This window comes from Fructilactobacillus sp. X2R1C3, from assembly GCF_059901425.1.
This window is the reverse complement of sequence record NZ_JBWXUW010000001.1, coordinates 237427-257065: the sequence shown is the minus strand read 5'-3', so window position 1 is coordinate 257065 and position 19639 is coordinate 237427. Positions and strand designations below refer to the sequence as shown.

General features: G+C 40.6%; 18 protein-coding genes. 14 read left to right on the top strand and 4 right to left on the bottom strand.

What is annotated here, in order from left to right:
* Positions 1-13: 13 nt before the first annotated feature.
* The 3 genes from AC6UDD_RS01260 (at position 14) to AC6UDD_RS01250 (ending at position 2280) form a co-directional block, all read left to right on the top strand.
* Complete coding sequence (locus AC6UDD_RS01260; RefSeq protein WP_500717761.1) at positions 14-1378, top strand: ATP-binding cassette domain-containing protein; 1365 nt, start codon at positions 14-16, stop codon at positions 1376-1378.
* Positions 1368-2012, top strand: coding sequence for an energy-coupling factor transporter transmembrane component T family protein (locus tag AC6UDD_RS01255; RefSeq protein WP_500717759.1), 645 nt, complete (start codon positions 1368-1370; stop codon positions 2010-2012). The genes AC6UDD_RS01260 and AC6UDD_RS01255 overlap by 11 nt, the downstream gene beginning before the upstream one ends.
* Before the next feature lie 70 nt (positions 2013-2082).
* Positions 2083-2280, top strand: a complete 198-nt coding sequence (locus tag AC6UDD_RS01250; protein ID WP_500693476.1) for an LBP_cg2779 family protein — start codon at positions 2083-2085, stop codon at positions 2278-2280.
* Positions 2281-2312: 32 nt separating this feature from the next.
* Here AC6UDD_RS01250 and AC6UDD_RS01245 read toward each other — a convergent pair whose 3' ends face one another.
* Positions 2313-3470, bottom strand: coding sequence for a hypothetical protein (locus tag AC6UDD_RS01245; RefSeq protein ID WP_500717756.1), 1158 nt, complete (start codon positions 3468-3470; stop codon positions 2313-2315).
* 165 nt (positions 3471-3635) lie between these two features.
* On the opposite strand from AC6UDD_RS01245, the gene AC6UDD_RS01240 reads away from it, so the two are divergent.
* The 11 genes from AC6UDD_RS01240 to AC6UDD_RS01190 all read left to right on the top strand — a co-directional run bounded on the left by AC6UDD_RS01240 (position 3636) and on the right by AC6UDD_RS01190 (position 14485).
* Positions 3636-3980, top strand: a complete 345-nt coding sequence (locus tag AC6UDD_RS01240; RefSeq protein WP_500693474.1) for a hypothetical protein — start codon at positions 3636-3638, stop codon at positions 3978-3980.
* Between the two features lie 47 nt (positions 3981-4027).
* Complete coding sequence (locus AC6UDD_RS01235; protein WP_500718099.1) at positions 4028-6406, top strand: ATP-dependent DNA helicase; 2379 nt, start codon at positions 4028-4030, stop codon at positions 6404-6406.
* Positions 6393-6890 (top strand): hypothetical protein, encoded by a 498-nt coding sequence (locus AC6UDD_RS01230; RefSeq protein ID WP_500717754.1) that lies wholly within the window; start codon positions 6393-6395, stop codon positions 6888-6890. The genes AC6UDD_RS01235 and AC6UDD_RS01230 overlap by 14 nt, the downstream gene beginning before the upstream one ends.
* A gap of 84 nt (positions 6891-6974) precedes the next feature.
* Positions 6975-7499: a Fur family transcriptional regulator gene (locus AC6UDD_RS01225; RefSeq protein WP_500717752.1), complete on the top strand. Its 525-nt coding sequence runs from the start codon at positions 6975-6977 to the stop codon at positions 7497-7499.
* A gap of 139 nt (positions 7500-7638) precedes the next feature.
* Positions 7639-8328 carry a VIT1/CCC1 transporter family protein gene (locus tag AC6UDD_RS01220; protein WP_500717749.1) on the top strand — a complete coding sequence of 230 codons (690 nt, stop codon included), beginning with the start codon at positions 7639-7641 and terminating at the stop codon, positions 8326-8328.
* An 11-nt stretch (positions 8329-8339) separates the two neighbouring features.
* Positions 8340-9056 carry a VIT1/CCC1 transporter family protein gene (locus AC6UDD_RS01215; protein WP_500717745.1) on the top strand — a complete coding sequence of 239 codons (717 nt, stop codon included), beginning with the start codon at positions 8340-8342 and terminating at the stop codon, positions 9054-9056.
* Positions 9057-9261: 205 nt separating this feature from the next.
* Positions 9262-10470 carry a quaternary amine ABC transporter ATP-binding protein gene (locus AC6UDD_RS01210; protein WP_500717743.1) on the top strand — a complete coding sequence of 403 codons (1209 nt, stop codon included), beginning with the start codon at positions 9262-9264 and terminating at the stop codon, positions 10468-10470.
* A complete protein-coding gene (locus tag AC6UDD_RS01205) occupies positions 10470-11351 on the top strand; it encodes an ABC transporter permease (protein ID WP_500717741.1) in 882 nt (293 codons plus the stop codon). Before AC6UDD_RS01210 ends, AC6UDD_RS01205 begins: the two co-directional genes overlap by 1 nt.
* The gene (locus AC6UDD_RS01200; RefSeq protein ID WP_500693467.1) at positions 11351-12259 is read left to right on the top strand and encodes a glycine betaine ABC transporter substrate-binding protein; all 909 of its coding nucleotides are present in this window, start codon (positions 11351-11353) and stop codon (positions 12257-12259) included. The genes AC6UDD_RS01205 and AC6UDD_RS01200 overlap by 1 nt, the downstream gene beginning before the upstream one ends.
* A gap of 91 nt (positions 12260-12350) precedes the next feature.
* The gene (locus tag AC6UDD_RS01195) at positions 12351-14279 is read left to right on the top strand and encodes a M13 family metallopeptidase (protein WP_500717738.1); all 1929 of its coding nucleotides are present in this window, start codon (positions 12351-12353) and stop codon (positions 14277-14279) included.
* 38 nt (positions 14280-14317) lie between these two features.
* Positions 14318-14485, top strand: coding sequence for a hypothetical protein (locus tag AC6UDD_RS01190; protein ID WP_010022596.1), 168 nt, complete (start codon positions 14318-14320; stop codon positions 14483-14485).
* 51 nt (positions 14486-14536) lie between these two features.
* On the opposite strand, the gene AC6UDD_RS01185 is transcribed toward AC6UDD_RS01190, so the two are convergent.
* The 3 genes from AC6UDD_RS01185 to AC6UDD_RS01175 form a co-directional block, all read right to left on the bottom strand.
* Complete coding sequence (locus AC6UDD_RS01185) at positions 14537-15343, bottom strand: alpha/beta hydrolase (protein ID WP_500717736.1); 807 nt, start codon at positions 15341-15343, stop codon at positions 14537-14539.
* Positions 15344-15477: 134 nt separating this feature from the next.
* Positions 15478-16530 (bottom strand): WxL protein host-binding domain-containing protein, encoded by a 1053-nt coding sequence (locus AC6UDD_RS01180; protein ID WP_500717734.1) that lies wholly within the window; start codon positions 16528-16530, stop codon positions 15478-15480.
* 85 nt (positions 16531-16615) lie between these two features.
* Positions 16616-19621, bottom strand: a complete 3006-nt coding sequence (locus AC6UDD_RS01175) for a pectate lyase-like adhesive domain-containing protein (RefSeq protein ID WP_500717732.1) — start codon at positions 19619-19621, stop codon at positions 16616-16618.
* Positions 19622-19639: the final 18 nt, after the last annotated feature.

The following is a 19639-nucleotide window of genomic DNA, read 5'->3' as shown; positions in this document are numbered from 1 at the left end:
TGGAGAATAATCAATGATAACAATTAAAAATCTATCATTTTCATATCCCGAACAGGATAAAATTCTAAATCAAGTTAATTTAAGTTTCGAACCAAATAGCATCAATCTCCTGTTTGGACCCACTGGTAGTGGGAAAACCACCCTCTTAAAACTAATTGCTCAATTGTATCCAAAGTATAGCAAGGGCCAACTAACCGGAAAGATTAACATGGATGAAAAGCCAGCCATGTTATTTCAGGATCCCAATCACCAGTTTGCGATGAAGACCGTCAAAGAAGAACTCATTTTTGCTCTCGGCAACCTTCACGTCGATCCCGTTAAAATGCCCAACCGGATTGACTCTGCCTTAAAGTTTTGTGGTATTAGTGAACTTAAAAATCGTGCCATTACCACCTTGTCGGGTGGCGAAAAGCAGAAAGTTGCCTTAGCCGTGACAGTTGCGATGAAACGTCCCGTCCTTCTACTGGACGAGCCATTCAGTAACGTTGATGTTGATAGCAAAAAAGACATCATTGAACGTCTAATCCAGTTAAAGAAAAAAAGTAATCGAACCATCATTATTTCCGACCACAACCTTTCTGACTATCTCGACGTGGCAGATCATTTCTTTAACGTCCAAGCCGGCTCCGTTCAAGCGGTTACGGCTGATCAGATTAAAGATGAACTTGCAAACGACCCTAAAGAAGAGATCCACTACAAGATTATGTCAGACAACGATCCCGTGATTAATTTATTAAATTTTTCCATGACGAACGGTAATCAAAATCTGATTGAACCAGAAAACATTGACCTCTATCCCGGAGTCACTTATCTAAATGGAAAGAATGGAAGTGGAAAGTCCACTTTCTTTAAGGCGCTCGCTCGCCTCCATTCATACAACGGGGTTGTCAAAATCATGAATCATAACATTAAAAAATCATCCCTTCCCTCTCTCATGAAGTCTGAAAACCTGATCTTTCAAAATTCAGAAGATCAATTTTTAACCATCACGCTTAAAGACGAACTGACCCTAGCCAAGAAAAATGCCATCACCAAACAATGGACTGATGACCGGATTAACGACCTTCTAAAGGCCTTACATCTTGATCATCTCTTGGAACGGGTGGTTTATTCACTAAGTGGTGGGCAAAAGAAAAAGCTCCAAATCGTGATTATGTTGATTCGGGATGCGCCCATCCTCATGCTTGACGAACCATTCGCCGGTCTTGACCAAAAATCAACCGTCATTATTTCGCGGATCCTTGAGAACGAGGCCAAAAACGGGAAAACCATTATTTTTGCTTCCCATCAGCGGACTGACCTCGTCGAAAATGCTGATTTCTTTATTGAACTTGCTAATCATCGATTAACTTACAAGGAGGACGTTCATGAATCCTAGTCTAAAATTCGTTCTGGTATTGATCATTGCCCTAGAAGTTTCTTTCACTACTAGTATCGTTGGTAACAGTGTGCTAATCGTCTGTGGCCTAGCCTATCTCATAGTGAAACACGTAAACCTCAAGCGTTTGGTATTGATTCTTCTGATTGCCTTCATTCCGGCAGTTGGGTTACTGATCTCTCAGATTTTATACGCTAAAAGTACCCACGCTGGCATCCTATTATTTACCCGAATCTACGTTTACATCGTCTATGGGGCAGCCTTCACGTTGACCACTAAATTATACGAACTGGTTAATTCGCTCGAACAAAACCTTCGGCTCCCAAGTAAATTTGTTTATGGTGCCATGGCGGCTTTCAACCTCCTACCTGAAATTCAAACCGAAGTTAATAAGATTAAAACTGCTAGTTTAATGCGGGGAGTTAAACTACACTGGTGGTCACCAACCCTATACTTTAAAGCCATTTTATCGGCAATTCGCTGGTCGGAGAATTTAGCCCAGGGAATGGAATCACACGGTTTTGTCGAGGGCCAACCACGGACATTTTATCAGACCATTAAAATCACCAAGGTGGACTGGCTCGTCTTTGTTTTTAACGTCATCTTACTTCAAGTAGTTCTACTTCTGCTCTAGTATTCTTTGTCTCAAATAAATAAATTAATGTATAATAGACTCAAGTAAGCGAAGTAGAGGAGGTAGCAAAATGAAAATTGGAGAAGAATTTAGTCAGGTAGCAACCGATCTAATTAAATTCCAAGAAAAACATGACATCCCTGACAACCAAATGGCCGTTGACCTACACATGACGGTGGAGAGATTTCATGCCATCAAGAGTATGCAAATTCAGCCTACTCAGGATGAAGTAAAAATAATTAAGCAGTTTATTGTTCATAACAAATAAAAACGATGACTTTTATAAAAGCCATCGTTTTTTTATCCGATTTGTTGCTCAATTAGATATGAGTCAAGGTATCCAAATGCAATCTCGTCAATATCTCCGAGATTAATGAGTTGGTTATTCACGACGAATAACTTTGCCTTATCAACGATTTGAACGGTTATCTGACCATGCTCGTACTTTACGGGAAATCCTAGGTAAGATTGGCCGTCATTCATTTTTATTCTAACCACCCGTTGAAATTTGATGGCCATTTGAATCGTAGCTTCAAATAAATTAATCGTCGAATCAAAACTTCGATCATTATTTAACACGGGTTGAACGAAGACGCCGTTAGCAGAGTTGATGGACACGAAGTGATTGATTAACCGCAAATAGTCACTTTTAATCACTAATTTATCAATCTCATCAATCTTAATGAGTTCATATCCACCAAACCGTCCCATCATGTCGACCAACGAAAACATGACAGAATCAGAATTGACCGCTTTCACCTGACCAATGAAAAACAAATCAGAATGAATCTTCGGTATCATCACAATTCTTCTTCCTGTTTCCATGGCCGAGTACAAGTTGGCTTCAATGGCTAATTGTCCGTCGATGACTTTTGGGGTAATGTGTTTGGCAAATAAAACTGACTTAGAATCCGTTAATAACTTTAATTCGGTTCCAAGAAACTCAACCGAACGAACCAACGGCTTAATGATGGTCTTATGGGTCACGTTTTCGTTGTCAAATTTATCAACAACGGAAAGTGAAAATTCAAAGTCCGACAGTGAATTAATGAACCCCTCAACGGAATTGCCGTCCTGAGTTACCACCATCACCGCTTGTTGGTCGACAAATGAATTGCCCAAAATCTGGGTCAATAGATCATTTTTAGAATTAAGCTTCATTACTTCCTGCTTAGTTCCATTCAGTTTTAATTGCCGGGACATCCGGATACGACCCTCCATCTTAGTGAGGTCCTCACTTTGAAAGTCAATATCATCGATATCTCCATAAACAACGTAGACCAGCCCGTTAGCAAGTCCGTAATCATCGTACGTGATCAAAATCGCACCGGCAGCATCAAGAGCAACGACCACACCAGTATAGAAGACCGTTGTATTTTGCTGGGTCAAATTTACCAATAAATTGTTATTCATCGAATACTTCAAGTCCTTAACAACTTGATTAACTGAATTATCCAAACAATCACCCGCTTCTCTAATAACATCAGTTTAATCTTATCACATGTGTGGATTCGACCAAGTTTAGTGCGCTTATCATAACATAAATTTTGCGTTCTTTTTAAGCTTTCACTTTCTATTTTCATTTATTGGGCGAATGCTTTAAACTAATAGTGAGGTGAAAATATGTCGAAGAAGAAAATAGAACGTAAACAACGCCAAAACATCATCATTGATATGAATGATTTTATCATTAAATATGCCGCTACAATGTTAGGTGAAAACAAGACTAATCTAGCTCAGCAAGTCTATGAAGCCGGTAAAAACGACGTCAAAGGATTAGATAAATTATTTAACGATGCCGGCTACGGACGAAGAGAACAATACGAAGACATTGCTGAAGGATATGTTTGTAACTTCTATCACGTAATGCCAGATCAAACAAAAACTGAGGTTGATCGGCTAACCAAAGAGGCAATGAATTACTTAGGATCTCATGCAAACGAGTTCAATCGTTGGCGTGAAGAATAAAACAACTTCGTTTGAAGTTGTTTTTTTATTGAAAAAAGGAGGTGGAAATAGTGAACAAAGTTGGAGTCAGAGATCTCGTTGAATTTTTACTTCGAAGTGGAGATTTAAATAGTAGTCTTAGTAGTCTGAACACGGCTCAAGCTGGCACTAAAATCCACCGGAAAATTCAAAAGAAACGTCCTAGTAACTATGAAAAAGAATACTATCTAGAAAAGAAAGTCCAAGTTAATCAGACTGATTTTCTGGTTCACGGTCGTGCCGATGGTGTCACCATGAGTGATAAATCAGCCACAATCGAAGAAATCAAAACCTCCGACATTGAATTTAATGATATTCCGGAGAACAAGATGATTCTTTACTGGGGGCAAGTAAAGGCATATGCCTACTTGCTGATGACAAAAGACCCCTCCATTAAATCAGTCACCATGCAGCTGACGTACGTCCAAACTCCCGAAGAAGAAATTACGCAAAAGGAACGTTCAATTACATACGAAGATTCCAAACGTTTCTTTGATAACTTAATTCACGAATTTGGAGAATGGCTCGAACTTAAAGACCAGTTAAATGAAGAAAAACGAACTACCGCCAAAAAAGTTCAGTTTCCCTTCCCAGCGTATCGAACGGGTCAGCGTGAACTGGCAGCTGCGGTTTACAAGACCGTCGCTTCCAACCGCCACCTGTTTGCAGAAGCTCCAACTGGCACCGGTAAAACCATTTCAACCCTCTTTCCCACCGTCAAAGCCATGGGAAATGACCTCATCTCAAAAGTGTTTTACTTAACGGCCAAACAAAGTACTCGACAAGTTGCTGAAGATGCCGTCAAGCTCATGAGTAATCACGGATTACGACTTCGAAGCATTACCCTCACCGCTAAAGACAAGATTATGTTTGATGATGAACGTGACAAATCACCAGAGGATAATCCCTATATGCTTGGCTACTATGATCGCTTAAAGCCAGCCCTAAAAGACATTTTAAAAAATAATCACCAGATCACGCGTGACGTGGTGGAAAAGTACGCTAAAAAATACACACTCGATCCCTTTGAATTCTCGCTTGATATCAGCCTTTTTTGTGACGTTATCATTGGTGACTACAATTACTTATTTGATCCCCAGGTCCACCTTCAACGCTTCTTTGAAGTGCAAGATTATCAGAATTTTTACCTAATTGACGAGGCCCATAACCTAGTCGATCGTTCCCGTGACATGTACTCAACCGAACTATCATCTGAACCATTAGAAAAAGTTATCAAGCTTCTATCAAAGAACAAGGAACAAAACGCAAAGGTCTTAACCAAGTTACGATCACTCAAACGTCAATTTAATGCAATCGCCAAACCACTAAAGGAAGATCATCAATTCGAAGTCGCACTCGATGATCCACTTGATAAATTTACAAAAGCGGTCACTAACCTAGTCAAAGTCCTCCGGAAATGGATTGCAAAACAAGACGACGGTGATGACCTGGACCTGGTGCTTGATTTTTTCTTTCAGTGTACGGGATATCTCAAAATTAACGAGTACTATGGTCCAAATTACAAAACGAGAATTCTCATCAGTGGCACAAACACGACCGTTCGTCTCTTCTGTATGGATCCAAGTCACAATCTAGCCGAGACCCTGAACCTTGGTGGCGGAGCAGTGTTGTTTTCGGCCACCCTTTCACCGATGGACTACTATGCCAAGGTTCTAGGTGATGAGGACAATAGTTTAAAGTACCAACTGCCCTCCCCATTTTCCAAAGCAAACCAGAATATCATCATCACTTCTTACATCAATACTACGTTTCAAAAACGCGATCAAAGTATTTCTAAAATCGTTGATACCATCTACAAAATGATCAGTGGAAAAACCGGCAACTACCTGATTTTTGCCCCATCAGGTGTGTACCTAGAAAAAATCTACGATGAATTTAGCAGACAACACCCCACGGTTAAAACAGTTAAACAAGAAGCCGGAATGAATGAAGCAGCGCGTTCTAATTTTATCAATCAATTCAATCAACCAAAGGACCATCCGGTTGTCGGATTTGCCCTTCTTGGTGGCATCTTTTCGGAGGGAATTGATCTGGTCGGTGATAAATTAATTGGAGTTGGAATTGTTGGGGTCGGACTTCCAGGACTGAATCCAGAAACCAACCTGATTCGGGACTACTTTGATGCCGAAAACGGCCACGGATTTGAATACGCCTACCAGCTTCCGGGCTTAAACAACGTTTTTCAGGCTGCTGGACGCTTAATCCGTGGTAAGCATGATCATGGAATCGTTGTATTAATGGACCAAAGATTTACCCAGAAAAGGTACACTAGCCTTTATCCACAACAATGGAAAAATTATCAGATTGCTCACAACCCTCATGAACTAGAGCATGACATCAAACAATTTTGGAATAATACGAAGGAGAAAAACCATGACGAAACTTGAAAGTTACCACCCAATTTTTACCGCTCACCTTGAAATGGATTGGCTAACTACCATGAATCTTGGCGAAATAACCACACTGTTAAACGGTCGTACAATCGCCAATGTTCGCCTGGATGGTGAGTATAACCCCACTAGAACAGCCGATCTAGTTAATCTTGACATGCGTAAAATCATGAAATCTCAGGCTCTGATTTGGGGCGTGTTGGACAAAAAAACTCACACTCTACTCGGAATCTTTGCCATCAGTAATTTAGACAATAACCAACCACAATTTAATTTTATCTTTGAGGTTGGAATTGCTCCGGATCTAATTTCCGAATTATTAAGTCATATGATTAAGTTTACTTTTGCAGAATTAAAACAACGAAGCATCTCCATTTTATTAAATAATAATAAGCATAATCTTATAGGTATAATAAAAGGATTAGGGTTCTCTCAAGTGGCTCAATCCCCGAAATCCGCTAGATTTCAATTATTTCAGTGATTTCAGTTGAATTGTGTTCCATAAGCTACTAGAATGATTATTGAAATAAAAGAGTAACATTATAATGTATGGGAGTGCATATTTATGAATGAAAAAGAGAAGAAAGAAGCGTATGGGAAAGCCATGGACATTCTTAAAAGTAATAATGTCCGAATTACCCCACAACGACAAATTATTTTAAAGTACCTTATCGATCACAATAATCATCCTTCGGTTGAGACCATCTTCCATTTCTTGGAAGAAACCTTCCCTAACCTTAGCATGGCAACTGTTTACAATAATTTACGTTTATTTAAAAAGTTACGAATTGTGATTGAATTACCAAATCCAGATGGTGGATATCGTTATGATTTTTACAGTCATCCTCATTTCCACGCCATCTGTGATACTTGCGGTAAGATCATTGATATCAATGATCCGAAATTCAAGCAAATTGATGAAGAGCTTCAAGACGCCACTAGAAAAGTTGGCTTTGACCCCTCTGTTTCAAACGTTGAGGTCCATGGGATTTGTAAAGAATGCCAGGAAAAACAAGCGGCACAAAACGATCAAGGAAAAAGTACTAACAGTAAAATGGTTGAAATACCAAGTGCGTCCTCAAAAAAATAATTTTATTTCAAAAAAGCACAATGATGTCATTGTGCTTTTTTAATACCCAATTTTTCAATTCGTATTTACTATCACAAGACATTGAGGTAAAATAGTAACTGAGCTAGATTATAATCATTATAAACTGGAGGAGTCAGTTATGTCAAAAATGAAAACATCACTTGCCCAGAAAATCAATGTTTTGCGGGCAAGTGTTATGGGTGCCAATGATGGGATCCTATCGGTTGCTGGAATTGTCCTGGGGGTCGCTGGGGCATCGACCAGTAATTGGGCAATTCTAATCTCAGGTTTAGCGGGAATGCTTGCTGGAACGGTATCCATGACGATGGGAGAATACGTCTCGGTTAATACCCAGAAGGATTCACAACGTCAGGCAATTGATCTCGTCAAACAGGGCCTTAAAAATCATTACGATGACGAGTTTAACTTCGTTAAAAATAAGTACCTTAAAACCGGGATGGCAAACGCCCTAGCCGAAAAAGCCACCTCCGAAATGATGCAAAAGGATCCTCTCACTACCGTGGTTCGTGAAAAATATTCATTTGATCGAAATGATTTCACCAATCCTTACGCCGCTGCCATCGCATCAATGATCTCGTTTCCAACTGGATCAATTCTTCCCCTGGTCACCATCTTCGTTGCACCAGCGCAATACCGTGTGCTTGGGACCTACATTGCCATCGTCTTGGCTCTTTCAATCACCGGATATGTTGCTGCTATTCTAGGAAATGCTAATCGGACTAAATCACTAATACGAAACGTCATTTCAGGGTTAGTAACCATGACAGTTGCCTATCTCGTTGGTCGTTTAGTCGGATTATTATTTTAGGAGGTAAGAAGATGCGTCTTCAATTAAAGAAACACCTAAGGAAACATCCAAAAGATAATAACGACAACACCATGGATGAGAAACTAAACAACCTCCGTGCTGGCGTTCTCGGATCAAACGATGGAATTCTCACCGTCGTTGGGGTCCTTTTCTCGGTTGCCGTAGCTACTACGAATCCCCTCACCATTTTTATCGCCGGACTATCAGATTTACTTGCTTGTGCCTTTTCAATGGCCGGAGGCGAATATGCTTCGGTAAGTTCCCAACGTGACACCGAGGAAGCGGCCGTTAAAACCGAAAGTAAGCTTTTAAAAACCAATTTCGATGGCGAAATGGCAAGTGTCGTTCAATTTTACATGAGTCGTGGAGTTAGTAAAGAAACGGCAACTGAAATTGCCAAGGATTTGTTATCCAAAAAACCACTTGAAACGGTGGTAAATGTCAAATATGACCTTCAGTTAGGAAAATATCTGAGTCCTTGGAGTGCCGCTTTCTCATCGCTGTGTTCTGCCGCACTTGGTGGGACCCTTCCACTACTTGCCATGACGTTACTTCCGGTCGGACTTCAGTGGCCTGGAACCATCATCGCTGTCATTATTGCTGTAGCCATCACCGGATTCTTAAGTGCTGAGCTCGGCAACGGTCTGGTGAAGATTGCGGTAATTAGAAACGTCATTGTGGGAATCATTACCATGATCATTCACTATGGGATCGGACAATTCTTCTAACATATTTCTCACCTTTTAACATTAATTTTAAAATAAAATTACATTACGAGAACCTACATCAGAGTAAGGACATAGAACCGATAAAAACCGGTGTGCCGCGCTTTATAAATGGTAGAAAAGTTGACATATACGGTTCTACTTGTTAAGTTGGTTAATGTAGATATTTTTACTTTAATTGTCAGTGTTAATCGAAAGGAGGAGTTCTGTGGCTCAAAATAATAATGAAAAAATCAAAGTTGATCACATCACTAAAATCTTTGGTCCTCATATTAAAAAAGCACAAGAACTTTTATCTAAAGGAGAAGATAAGGCTCAAATTCTTGAAGAAACTGGTAGTACCGTTGGAGTTGATAATGCTAACTTCTCAATTAAAAACAACGAGATTTTCGTTATCATGGGACTATCTGGTTCAGGTAAGTCAACCATGTTAAGAATGTTTAATCGCTTGATTGACCCTACTTCTGGATCCATCTACTTAGACGGAGAAGACATCATGAAGTTTGATAAGAAACAACTACTTGACCTCCGTCGTAAGAAAATGAGTATGGTATTTCAAGGTTTTGGCTTACTTCCTAACCGTACAATCCTTGAAAATGCTGCTTTTGGACTAGAAGTTCAAGACGTTAAAAAAGAAGACCGTGACAAAAAAGCCCATGAATCACTTGAGATGGTGGGACTTCACGGCTACGACGACAGTTATCCAACTGAACTATCTGGTGGGATGCAACAACGAGTTGGCCTAGCACGTGCCATCACTAATGATCCAGATATTCTTTTGATGGACGAAGCTTTCTCAGCCCTTGATCCATTGAATCGGCGTGAAATGCAGAATGAATTATTGGAACTACAACGAAAGTTGCATAAGACCATTATTTTTATTAGTCATGACCTAAACGAAGCACTACGAGTTGGGGATCGAATCATGATGATGCACGATGGTGACGTCATTCAGGTTGATACACCAGAAGATTTACTTGATCACCCTAAAAACGATTACGTTAAGAAATTCATCGAAAACGTTGACCGTTCTAAGATCCTTACTGCTTACAACGTCATGGTTAAACCTAATACCGTTAACATCGAAAAAGACGGTCCTAAGTTAGCCCTTCGTCGGATGAAGGAAGACCAAATCTCAAGTATCTTTGTTGTTGATTCACAAGACCACTTCGTTGGAATTGTCGATGCTGATGACGTCAACGAAATGATTGATAAACACGAAAAAGATCTTCACATCGCATTAAAAACAAATGTTCCAACTACTGCTCCAAGTACACCAATCGGTGACTTGTTCAACGCCATTTCTAAATCACCAATCCCATACGCGGTGGTTGATGACGAAAAGCATCTGAAGGGTATCATTTTAAGAAGTGCCGTTCTTGATGCCATGGCTACGAAGAAAGGAGGAGATAACTAATGAATAGTTTGTTATCTATTGCTAGCATTGGTGCAATTCCCATTGCCAAGTGGGTCAATGACTTTTTTGCTTGGTTAACTGGATTTGCTGGTTTCTTTAATGCAATTACGCTTTTCTTAAATACCGTTATGAACGGAATCCAATGGGTTTTTGACATTATCCCAATTTGGTTGTTTATTGCCATTATCCTACTTGGAACATGGTTCTTATTCAGAAAAACAAAACACTGGGGCTTCATGCTCTTTGAACTTCTTGGCTTCCTTTTAATCTGGAACCAAGGATACTGGCGTGACATGACTCAAACTTTGGACTTGGTTCTGACAACCTGTCTTTTAATTGTCATCATTGGAGTTCCACTTGGAACCTGGATGGCTAAAAGTAAGATTGTGGAAACCATTGTGAGTCCAATCATGTCATTTCTTCAAACCATGCCAGCCTTTGTTTACTTGATCCCTGCCGTTGCTTTATTCGGAATCGGTCAAGTTCCTGGTGTATTTGCTTCCGTAATCTTCTCAATTCCACCAATCGTCAACATGACCAACCTTGGAATTAGACAAGTCCCAAGTGAATACCTTGAAGTATCGGAATCATTTGGTTGTACCGCATGGCAAAAACTCTTCAAAGTTCAGTTCCCATTAGCAAAACCAACCGTTATGTCGGGGATTAATCAAGGAATTATGCTTGCCCTTTCGATGGTTGTTATTGCTTCAATGATTGGAACAATGGGACTTGGAGAAGCCGTTTACTTCGCCGTTGGTAGAAATGACGTTGGTACTGGTTTCGCAGCTGGTATCGCAATCGTTATTCTTGCCATTGTTCTTGATAAGATCAGTAAAGGCCTTGGTGGTGCCAATAAAACTGATGCAAGATCAAACGAATAATGAATAAGAAATTTACAAAATGGATTCTAGGAATCACTTCCGCGTTACTTTTAGCGGTAACTCTAACCGCATGTAGTGTAAATCCACCAAAGTACAATCCCAACGCTAAAGTTGGACCACAAGTTAACTACACAATAACTGGAATTGATTCCGGAGCCGGAATCATGTCATCAACCACCAAGGCGTTAAACACCTATGGACTTAAGAAAGAAAAATGGCAACTTCAGGCTAGTTCTACTGCTGCCATGCTTTCATCTCTTGATAAAGCGCTCAAATACAAACAACCAATCGTAATTACTGGTTGGACCCCGCACTGGATGTTCCAAAAGTATCCTATCAAGTTCTTAAAAGATCCAAAGAATGCCTATGGTAAAGGTGAACACATTCAAACTATCATCCACAAGGGATTTGAAAAGAAAAATCCTGGCGCAACAAAACTTCTCAGACAATTCCACTGGAACGACGAATTAATGAGTGAAGTCATGTTTAAGATTGATAAGGGTGAAAACGCTGAAAAAGCCTCAAAAGAATTCATCAATAAACACCCTGAACTAGTTAAACAATGGCTTAACGGTGTTCCTGAGGGACACGGTCAACCCGTTAAACTGGTCCTTGTTTCCTGGGATTCAGAATTGTCATCATCCAACGTGGTTGCACAACTGCTACGAATGAAGGGTTACAAACCAACCCTTTCAGCAATGGAAGCTCAACCAATGTGGACGGCCCTTTCAACTGGATCGGCCGATGCTTCGACTGCTGGTTGGTTGCCAACAACGATGGCACCGATGTACAAGAAGTACAAAAACAACGTCGAAATCGTTGGTACCAGTATTGACAAGGCTAAAGTTGGCTTAGCCGTTCCGAAGTACATGAAGAACGTTAACTCAATTGAAGACTTGAAAAAGTAAATAATCGTAAAAAATGAGTCTCATGAACAACATTCATGAGACTTTTTTGATACCATTTAATTATGAGAAAAGATTCGAAAGGACAATGACTATGACTAACAAAGAATTTCCAATTGATAAGTCTGAACTAAAAACCGACTTCTATGACGCCATTAACGGCTCATGGATTAAACAAGCAACCATTCCGTCTGACCACTCTTCAACCGGTGGTTTCATGGACCTAGTTGACGATATCGACAAGACCCTGATGAAGGATTCAGCCGACCTATCAAGTGGCAAGTTACCTGCTAAAACCCCTGAACTCGAGGAATACAAAAAGTTCTATAACATGACCAATAACTTCAAAAAGCGTGATGAAGATGGTGTTAAACCCTTAAAACCAGTCCTTGATCGAATCAGTAATCTAGAAAACTACGATGATCTAAACGATCAACTTCCTGATTGGATCCTTTCTGGACTCCCAACCCCATTTTCATTAGGACTTGATCCTGACATGAAGAACGCAAAAGTGAACGCTCTCTTTGCAAGTGGGCCTGCTCTTTTCATGCCTGACAAAACTTACTATGAAAAAGACAATGAAGCTGCTAAAACGTTAATGCCAATTTTCATTCAAATGACCACCAAGTTGTTTGAAGTGGCAGGATATAGTGAAGACGAGAGTCAAAAGATCGTTGAAAATGCGGTTGAATTTGATCGTTTAATTGCCCCAAACGTCAAATCAGCTGAAGAAGCTGCTGACTACAGTAAAATGTATAACCCAGAAAGTCCCGACGAATTAGCTCGGTCAACCAATGCTCTGAACCTAAAGGAAGCCATTAACCAATTAGTTGGTACCCTTCCTGAAAAGATCATCGTCACCGAACCTCAATTCTTTAGTAATCTTTCTGAACTCTTAACTTCATCTCACTTCCAACTTATGAAGGACTGGATGCTTGTAAAGACGCTTAATGGATACAGTGGTGCTCTTTCTGACGAATTCCGGGTAATTGGTGGAACTTACAGTAGAGCGCTCTCAGGTAAGAAGGAAGCCACTAATAAAAAGAAGGCTGCCTACTACCTTGCATCAGGAACTTTTGATCAAGTGGTTGGTGATTATTATGGGAAAAAATACTTTGGTGAAAAAGCCAAAGCTGACGTTCACCAGATGGTCAATAGTATGATCGACGTTTACAAAAACCGACTTTCAAACAACCAATGGTTAAGCGATGACACTAAAAAGATGGCAACCAAAAAACTTTCCACCCTGGGGGTTCAAGTTGGATACCCTGACGAACTCGATCCGCTTTACAAGAGATTTCACGTTACTGAGGAAAAAGATGGTGGCACGGTTCTAAGTAACCTGCTTAACTTTGAAAAGATTGCTAACCAGGATGAATTCTCCAAGTGGAACAAGCCAGTGGAACGAGAACGTTGGGAAATGAGCGCCAATACCGTGAACGCCTACTACCATCCCTTTAAAAACATCATTGTCTTCCCGGCTGCCATCCTACAAGCACCGTTTTACAGTTTAGATCAACCAGAAAGCGCTAATTATGGTGGCATCGGAGCGGTCATGGCTCACGAAATTTCACACGCCTTTGATAATAATGGCTCTTTATTCGACCAGTATGGCAACCTGAATAATTGGTGGACTAAGTCCGATCACGAACACTTCTCCAAGTTAGCCCAGAAAATGATTGACGAATTCAACGGCATTCCATTTGCGGGTGGTAAAGTTAACGGTAAATTGACCGTTTCAGAGAATATCGCTGACGCGGGTGGTCTTAGCTGTGCTGAAGAAGCCGCTAAAAATGGTGATGACACTGACTTATACCAGTTCTTTACTAACTGGGGTCGGATTTGGAGAATGAAAGCTACTCCAGAATACCAGAATCTATTACTATCAATTGACGTGCATGCGCCCGCCCCACTTCGGGCATCCGTTCAGGTCAAGAATCTTGATGACTTTTACACGACTTTTGACGTAACTTCTGAGGATCAGATGTACTTAAAACCTGATAAACGTGTTCAAATCTGGTAGGATGTAAGTGAAAAATAGAACAGATGGGAGTGTATAATATGAAACTTACTGATTATATCGACAAACAAATTCAATTCTTAGATCAACAATTACAAGACGCTAAAGATAAGAGTGAGGTTAAGGGCCAATACCTCATTGAATCAAAGATTAACGAACTCCAAGCATTAAGCCGTGCCGTTGAAAAGGGTGTCGTTAACCAACTTTAATTAAAATAAAAGCGAGAGCACATTAATTTGTGCTCTCGCTTTTTTGTTTGGTTATTCAGCGAACAGGAATCTTTCAATAATTCTTGAAGCCATCTGATTATTCAATAACTTACTGTGTTGCCCGGATCTTCCACTTACTTTAATTTCCTGGTAGTCCGAACCCGGGACAAGCTTTCTTAATTCACGAGCAGACGAAGTGGTGACTCGTCCGTCAGATTTATTTGTCTTGCTCAACTGACCATAAACATTGAGGACACTCACGCCCTTTGGAAAACTCTTAGAGGCATCCTTTAACTCACTAACTTTCGGGTAACGATGATTCACAACATCAGTTACCGGCATGATGCCCCTGTATGGTCCACCAATTGATATGAACTTGGTCAGTCGCATATGATTTGATTCTTGACCATACGCCACGGCGTTCTGATAAATCGTTAGACTCCCAGAGCCGAATCCCAAGGCATTATATTGTTGATAATGGTATTTATGATTTAAATGAACGAGAATCTCATTCAGCCACTTCGCCTGAATTACCGTTGAAGCAGTATTGTCAGTAAAGTTGACCTTAATAATCGGATATTTAGCGTGCACGTTTCCATTAGGATGGTAATAAATCTTACCGTCAGGATAAACGTTAATCTTCATGGCATACTCACCGCCCTCACGACTAGAAGTAACCGTCAGGTGATTAGCAGCCTTGGAAGTTTTATTTAGGTCTGATACAAATAAAATGGGGGTGTGCTCACCACGTTTTACACCATCAACGTTAATCCCAAATTCAATAAAAAGAAAACCTGCCACAACAATGGCAATTCCAATCGCAAATAAAAAAATGTTTTTCTTTGCTGCTTTTTCCAAAAAATCACTCTTCCTTTGTTCATAAATTAGGAATCCCAGTGACACAAAAATCCCGCACAAAAACTCCGGAACGCGCAGGCACCGGTTTCCAAATACTAATACACAATCGTGTATGAAACATAGTCTTATTAGATTTAAAGCTCATCTTGTTTTCTTCCGGCAAAAAAGAAGTAAAAACAGGCACCAATGATACCCAACAACAATACTAACATAACCACCCAGAAGATGCTCTTTGAAACCGCTTTATTTATTGAATGGGTCGCTGAAATTGGGTTGTTGACAGTGAAACCACGAGTAAATTTCCAGACCTTAGTTCCCTTAAATTGAGGATCATTAGAAATCATTTTTAAGTGAAGCAAGTAGCGTCCGTTCGGTAATTGGTTAGTAGACCTAGGAATCAGGTAATTAAACGAACTATTAGGCGCGATTACGGCATCTGAAGTTGTATGTGAGTATAAAACATTCATACTGTTAATCGATGTAACATCAGTCTTAATCTTAGTTTTTCCAAGCACCGCTGCCCCGTCATTTGATAACTTGACTTCCATCAAATTAGGATTATCAGCATTCAGCATCTTAATCCCATTCATTTTGATATTAGCAGGTTGTTTGCCATGCTTTAACTGAATTCCAACCGAATATGAATACAGTGAATTGACTGGTGATGACGACTGATTGCCATTATCCTCGACAACGTAAAGGCCACCAAGAATGGTTCCCCTGAAATCTTGAAATTGCCTGTCGTTTGGGACATTTAGATTTAAAACAACGGTTTGTTTTTGTTGCGGTTGAAGCGAAACTGACTGATCAGAAGCTTTTGCAAAACTTACCAACTGCTCAATTGGAAACTGACGGTTATTACTAGTGGCCCTCTCCTTATTAGCGTAACTAATCGTGGGAGCTCCAGACGTAGTAGCGGGATTAATTCCCAATTTAACCTTTAATGGCATGTTAGTGCTTCGGTTAATCAACTGAACTTTTAGCTGCTGTTTCATCCCAGGAGTTGCCTTAATATCGAAATAATCAGCTCCCTTTTGTTGGCCTTTCACATCTTTGATCTGAGGAAGAACTTCCAGTGGGACCTGATTTTGTGTATCGGCCTGAGTGGAAATACTTCCAACTAAGAAGAAAAGAACAAAAGCACCGAGCGCAACCATCGTAACCATTAACCTTTGAACTACTTTCATTATAACGCCACTCCAATTTCCAAGTTTAATCATTCATTACGCACAAAAGACGACAACAATCCTTAAATTATCATCGTCTTAATCATTAATCGCCTTCAGAAGGACCATGCGACAGGTTCCAAGTCAACGTTCCACTAGAATTCTGTGGATTGCCACCGAGACCCGCTTTGTTATCCTTTAAAACATCTTCATCTAAATTCAATCTAATGTTATCCAAATTCCAAAATGTCTGATAGGTTGAATTATCCAAACTCACATCATTACTTGAGACAATCGGGGTTTCCTGTCCATTAAAATTAATGATGTTAGAAAGATTGTTTCCCGTTTTATTCCACTGCGCAAGTCCCGTGCCACTTGGGGTGCTTAATTCTTGGAGAAAACCATCACCAAGTGAGGATCCACCCAGAATTAGTGATGCATCATTTAGCAGGTTCCCTTGATTATCATTTGCACTAGCCGTAACCGATAAGTTCCAACCGTCATCGTTTATTTCGTTCCCAGCAGAATTAGTAAACTGGGTAAAAATTCCCGGATCAGAACTATTTGGATTGTAAGCTAACGAGGTTCCCTGCTCAGAAATTGGAACCGCCAAATGACCATTAGTTGGCGAGGCATTCCCACCGTTCATGTTAAACTGCATACTTTTAGGAACTGCGTCGAGCCTTAACATTGCCGGATCATTACTGTCAGCGGGGTTATTAGCTCCTGAAACTTGATCACCTGGATCGACATTTTGAGGAAAACCATTGTCATCCTGTGTTTGCGGTTGATATGGATTAATGACCCCAGGTTTACTAACACCGTCGACCGGTTCTGGAGTCTCCTTCGTGTAAAACCAGCTGGAATCGTTGTATCCAGCGGCAAAAGCCGTAATGGTCTCGTTGGCAGTCAGATAGGTCTGTTGTCCGTTCTTTTTCGGCAAGGTATACCTAAAGTGTCCGTTAGAATCAGTCTTTGCAACGTACTCCCTTTTGGAGATATTATCAGGCGCTTTAGGTTGAAACATTGGATATCCAAAGGCGTAACCATCATTCGGGATACTATCGTTGTTACCAACATTGGGTTGGATGTTCGGATCCCCCGTCAAACTAACATACGCATTTGCATAGGGAGCCCCGTTGTCATCCGTGACGGTCCCGTCAATCTGGTACGAGTACTTTGAATCCCTCGCATCATTTAACGAATGGTCAAATTGAAGGTTACCTTGGTACTGGGACGTTCCCACTTTCAATCGCGAATATTGATACGGGTCAAACGATGTGGGTTGAAAGGTATCATTTGGATACGACCACCCACTAGCTGGTGATTGTTCCCAACTCCACTGTGGCGAACCGTCATTGTCAGAATTAGTTAAGTTCCAGGCCGAAAATGGTTGATTAGCACCAAATTCAATCTGTCCACTCCCGGATGTGCGACCACGATTAACTGAAATAATTGGTTCGTTAACCGGATGACTATAGTTACTCATCCGCAAATCGCCATACCCCAGTTTACGTAAATCAACGTTCCCAGTTAGTGACTGAATTGCCATTCTTGAGTCATTATTTTGAACATTCTTATCAATGTTTAGGGTTGGCTGTTGATCAGAACTTGGGTCAAGTACGGCAACTTGATTGGGAGCAAAGGTAATGTCTCCGTTAGCAAATATGCCCGGACGATTAGTTGCTGGACTCCCGTAACCATGATTACTATTGACCGTTAAAGTTGAACTCCCAATGTTAATGCCAGACTGAGCACTACTATTGGACCGATTATAGGAAGTGATGGCCGTATGACCAGGCGTCATATCAATATTAACCTTGGAATAATTACCAATACTAAAGTCATTTTGATTATTACCACGTCCCAGATCAAATCCAGAAGTTTGCCCTGAGTTACCACTATTACCACCACCAAACGAGTTTTTAGCGGTCGCATCCATATCGACATTGACATTGTTACCAATCGCAATTTGTCCCAGACTAAACGGTTGGCCAGTATTAGGATTAGTGGGAACATTTTGAATCCGCTGATCCCATCGTTCGTCTCCCCAGTCACCAATTTCAAAATTAGGAAGCGAAGCATTGTTATTACTGGTGGTTTTAACGTTAGTTGGATTGGAACTATCATTACTATCGGCAATCCATAATGCACATGCTTCCATTAGTTGTTGACCACCAAAGGGAATATTAGTATTAGTTCGCCCCATCGCTGAATACTGATTAACCTGATTCAGCCGAATCTGGCCCTTTAAAACGTCTAATCCACCATAGTCGACAAACGGTTGGGAACCGGTATACGAATAATTGTTGTAAGTTTGCACATCACCATGAATTCCACCGTTGCTATCACAAAACATCCCATAATAATTACCACCATACACGTTCAAGTTGTTAACCTGAATGTCTGGGAACTGGGAAGTTCCGTTCGAATTGCTACCATTATTTCCATGCCAATCAAAGCTATTCCCGCCTAAATCAACCGTTGGACCATTAACGTGTTGATCATCTGGATTACTATTAGAAGATGTAACTTGTCCGTCGACCACCAGATTGCCACTTGGACGAGAAGCAGCCTGAACCTGCCGCATCCCCGTATCAGGAGCGGCAAAATCATTTGCAATTAAAATATGATCGACGTTTGAATTCTGGATGGCCGCAACAAAGCTACTCCAGTCGCCAACCGAGACAGTCGATAAATCAGCCGTTTTTATTTGCGCAGCTGACAACTTAGTGGCGGGCACATACTTACCTGCCTTAAAATCACTCTCATCATTCTGACTTTCTTGCATCAATTTCGTGTACTTAACACCCTTTTGGTTCGGATCATCGTTACTTGAGGTTTTTGTCTTCTGGTCGTTTTTAGATGACGCCTGATTCGGCTTATCACTATTTGAACTTGTCTTTTTAAATGAACTGCTTTGACTAACAGAGGTAGCTTGACTAGTTGATGAACTAGCTTTTTTAGTTGCTTCTTGAGGATCACTTTCGGATTTTGCCGAAACAGAACGATTTAAACTCGCTGTATACAAGCATAGGATCGTACTAGCCACTATAAATAACCCGGTCAGCCCACCGAGAGCTACTCGTTGGATCCATCTGTTCTTTTTCAACGTTCATTCCTCCCCGAT